Source organism: Desulfofundulus sp. (genome assembly GCF_049701015.1).
Taxonomy (GTDB): Bacteria; Bacillota; Desulfotomaculia; order Desulfotomaculales; family Desulfovirgulaceae; genus Desulfofundulus.
On record NZ_JBNATZ010000241.1, the window covers coordinates 1 to 3736 of the forward strand.

Sequence of the window (3736 nt, forward strand, 5' to 3'; positions counted from 1 at the left end):
CAAGTTACTCAATAAGTTAATAAGTTAAGTGCCAGGCACTTCTTACCACGACGCTTACTTTCTAAAAGAAGCTGGTCAGCAAGGCCGATAAGCCGTTCCAGGTCGCGGTCGTCATTAATTAAAAAACGTCCGGCAATTGCCCCACCCATACTGATGGAAACATTCAGATTCGGTTCTGACAGGGAAGCCAGTGCAGAGCAAAGAGAGGAAAAAATACGCTGGGCGAGAACATTAAATTCTTCCGGCTGGTCAACGAGAAAGAACATAACAAATTCATCACCTCCGTACCGCCCTGTCAGATCATCTTTCCTGACTTGATGTCTCAATAGTTCCCCTATTTTCTTCAGCACCATATCGCCCACCGGATGACCATAGGAATCATTTATGGTCTTAAAATTATCCACGTCCATCATCAAAATGGCCACGTAAGGATATTCCATGCCCGCTTTTTTGACTAAGTACAAACATTGTTCCATAAAAGATCTGCGGTTAAGAACACCTGTAAGAGGGTCATAGCTGGCAAGCCATTCCAGCCGCTGACGGGTCTGGTGGAGAAGTTCGTTTTTTTCCTCCAGTTCTTTTACTTTCTGTTCCAATTGGGATAAAGTTTCCCGTACCCGGTCCGCCATATTGTTAAAAGAAGAGGTGATCCGGGCCAATTCAAAGGTCTGATAACTGCTGACTGGAAGATGCTCTTTTTGGGCCGGATCAAAACGGGATAGGCGTTCAGCCAAATTTTTTAAGGGATAGACTATTTGTGACGCAGCCAGAGGATAAAGGAAGGCCGACAGTAATATCACCAGGATAATCGTACCACCGACGGGAACACATAATTGCTGCAAAGGCTCCTCCACAAGCCCTCCCACTGAAGCCCAAACTCTTACCCTGAGATTGGTTCCCGGCACGGGTGCGCCGACCTCCAGGTCTTCTTTTAAACCGAAGGCCTTAAGCAACAACCTCTCTATGGAAGAGGGTCTTACTTTTTGGCCGGTCAGATAAAGAACACCACCATTACTATCTTCCAGGTAGATGACCGGTAGTTCTCTGAGCTTTAGCTTGGGCTGGTAGCCAAATCCAAAAAGATGCTTGGGAGCAAAAATTTGTTGAGGTTCCGGTTCCACCGGGAAAGAAGGCCTTAGTTGGGCCGGGTCTATTATTTTCAGCAAGCTATCTTTAGTGGCTGCAATCTTCCCCCTCTCAAATGAGAAGAAAAAACCATCATCTTCCAGAGTGTGCTGCAGAGAAAGTGAAATAAGCTGGCTTTCGTATAGAACCATCTGCCCCAGGTATCTATTTGCCCAGGCAACGGTTTGTAAGGTCAGGTACTTGGCCGTAGCGTAGACGGCCAGTAAGGTAGGAACCAGGGCAAGGGTAAAGAACCATAGGGTAAAAATTTCAATTATACTGCGCTTTCTCTTGCCGCCCGGCATCTAATTCCTGTCCTCCCCAAAGTGCGACAGGAAAGCCTGCGCTATCTGAAACAGTAACGGGTCCAGTTTCTTACCTCTAATTTCTGCCATTACCTTAAGAGCCTCCTCTAAACACAGCGGAGAACGGTAAGGCCGGGAAGAAGTCAGGGCGTCAAATATATCGGCCAGGGCTAAAATCCTCGCTTCCAGGGGGATGCCGTTACCTTCCAGCCCGTCGGGATAACCTGTGCCATCCCAGGACTCGTGATGTGCTTTAATTGCGGCCAGGATATCTTTCAGGTCCCGCATATTATAACACCTGCTTTCTACCAATTCGAGGCTCCACAAGGGGTGTTGCTTTATTACTTCCCATTCGCTTTCCAGCAAAGGGCCGGGTTTTTCCAGAATATGACGCGGCACCAGTATTTTACCCACGTCATGCAAGGCACCGGCCCAAAAAAGGAGTTGGGGTTTGCAAAGTCCCAGGAAGCAACTCAATTGAAAGGCGTACTTTGCTGTCCTGATACTGTGTGCCAGTAAATCCGGAAGAGCGGAAAGTTCAGGAAAACAACGTTCCAAAAGAGGGTAAACCGAGGGCAAAATACGATTTGTGCTGGCCACAGGAATGCCCATGATAACATCCCCCAAACAATTAAGTAAGGCCACGAAGATTCCTCTCTAAGGGGTTAGAAAGTCAGCCTTCGTGGCCTCTTGCTTTCAGGTTTCCGGTTCTAACTTTTTCCTCTAGGTGGCACGGAGGTGATACGGCAGGTACGGCAGAACTTTCCGGTTTACAGTAACCAGACTGGCAAGATGTTGATGAGCGTGTTACTACGGCGTTTTTATTGTAACCAATCCCCGACCTGCTTTTCCAGGCAACTGCATACGCGCAGCAATCCCTGACCTATTTTCTATCTTCTTTCCCCTTCAAGGAGGAAGCTGCCGTCCGGGTTTTTGATAAAACCCTGGCCAGAAAATAAAGAGCTGCAAAAACCAAAAGTGTGCCAATTATGCCGGCAATGGAAGTGGCCAGGCCTTGGTGAGTGATCCCCGGGAACTGGTAGTCAGGCATAAAAGCGTGAATCAGCTTCTTGCCCTCAGCCAGGGTTAAAAAACCCTTATCTTCGGCTACCCGGTCCAGCCCATCGGGATAAGGGGAAGCAAAAGGGGAGAGAAACGCTGCCACAGCCAGGGCAATTAAAAATCCAAAGAATAAATTTCTCTTCATTTCTGCTCACCTGCCACAAAGTTTTCATGCCAGGGTTGCTCCGTGCTCCAGGTCCGGAACACAAAGGCAACTGCCGCCGTAGTAATTAGAGCCTCGCCAATACCAATGAGGGCGTGCCAGCCCATCATGACCGGCAAAACTATTCTCAAAGGCACCGTCCCGGAAAGGGCAAGTTCCAGGCTACAAGCCAGCGCTGCAGCCATTACGGAAACCCAGGAAGCCAGGGAAACAGCCACTGCCCGGGAGGCATTTCCTCTCAAAAGGCCAGCAACCAGGCGATATGTACCGTAGGCTACCCACGGAGCAATAACAGCCATATTCAGCACGTTGGCCCCCAAAGCGGTAAGGCCGCCGTCATAAAAGAATAGCATCTGAATAACCAGAACTGCGGTCATTATCAGCATGGCATTCCAGGGCCCCAGGAGTACAGCCGCCAGAGCAGCTCCCAGGAGATGGCCAGAAGTACCTCCAGCCACGGGAAAGTTAACCATTTGGGCAGCAAAGATGAAGGCACCCATGACACCCAGTAGCGGAACCTGCCGCTCCTCCAGGGTCTTTCTTGTTTGGGCCAGCGCTCCGGCCAGCGCTCCAGCGCTTACTGCGCTGGTACTCAACCACACTTGAGGGGCTAAAAAGCCGTCGGGAATATGCACCGAAAACGCCTCCTTGTTAGGTACTTTTTGAAGAGGTACTTTTTGAGGCCGAGGAAACAAAAATGACCACCTCGGCCCTTACAAGTGGGAGACCTCCGTGGTCACCGTCATTCGTTGTTTTGCTTTAAAAGCAGCCTGGGAAACCCCCGTGCCTTCCTGGCAAGGTTGAGATAGCCTGCTTTTTGCTTTATTCTCTAAACAGTTCCAAATTCCTGCTGCAACTGAGGAAATTTTTGCACCAAACTATTTCCAAAACAGTAGTCCTGACTTTAGCCATTGAGAGGTACGGCATTATACTTTAAAGAAAGAAGGAAGCAGGGATACCGCCAAAAAATTGGCTAATAGGGAACCTTATTCTATAAAACTTCATGAGAAAAATTCATATACACCAACAAAAATCAAAATTAGACCTGAGACTACACCAGCCCACTTGCCCAACCAGCGAG

The 3736-nt window shown here is 48.8% G+C and carries 4 protein-coding genes; all 4 read right to left on the bottom strand.

The features are described from left to right. Positions 1 to 8: 8 nt before the first annotated feature. Positions 9 to 1430 (bottom strand): GGDEF domain-containing protein, encoded by a 1422-nt coding sequence (locus tag ACPLUI_RS12395; protein WP_424660567.1) that lies wholly within the window; start codon positions 1428 to 1430, stop codon positions 9 to 11. Next, positions 1431 to 2075: an HD-GYP domain-containing protein gene (locus tag ACPLUI_RS12400; RefSeq protein ID WP_424660568.1), complete on the bottom strand. Its 645-nt coding sequence runs from the start codon at positions 2073 to 2075 to the stop codon at positions 1431 to 1433. 238 nt (positions 2076 to 2313) lie between these two features. Next, a complete protein-coding gene (locus ACPLUI_RS12405; RefSeq protein WP_424660569.1) occupies positions 2314 to 2637 on the bottom strand; it encodes a PDGLE domain-containing protein in 324 nt (107 codons plus the stop codon). Then, entirely contained in the window at positions 2634 to 3290 is a 657-nt protein-coding gene (locus ACPLUI_RS12410; protein ID WP_424660570.1) for an energy-coupling factor ABC transporter permease, read from the bottom strand. Before ACPLUI_RS12410 ends, ACPLUI_RS12405 begins: the two co-directional genes overlap by 4 nt. Positions 3291 to 3736: the final 446 nt, after the last annotated feature.

Bases quoted from the DNA above. Each gene is read 5' to 3' on its own strand.
- ACPLUI_RS12395 (WP_424660567.1), bottom strand. From the start codon at position 1,430: ATGCCGGGCGGCAAGAGAAAGCGCAGTATAATTGAAATTTTTACCCTA.
- ACPLUI_RS12405 (WP_424660569.1), bottom strand. From the start codon at position 2,637: ATGAAGAGAAATTTATTCTTTGGATTTTTAATTGCCCTGGCTGTGGCA.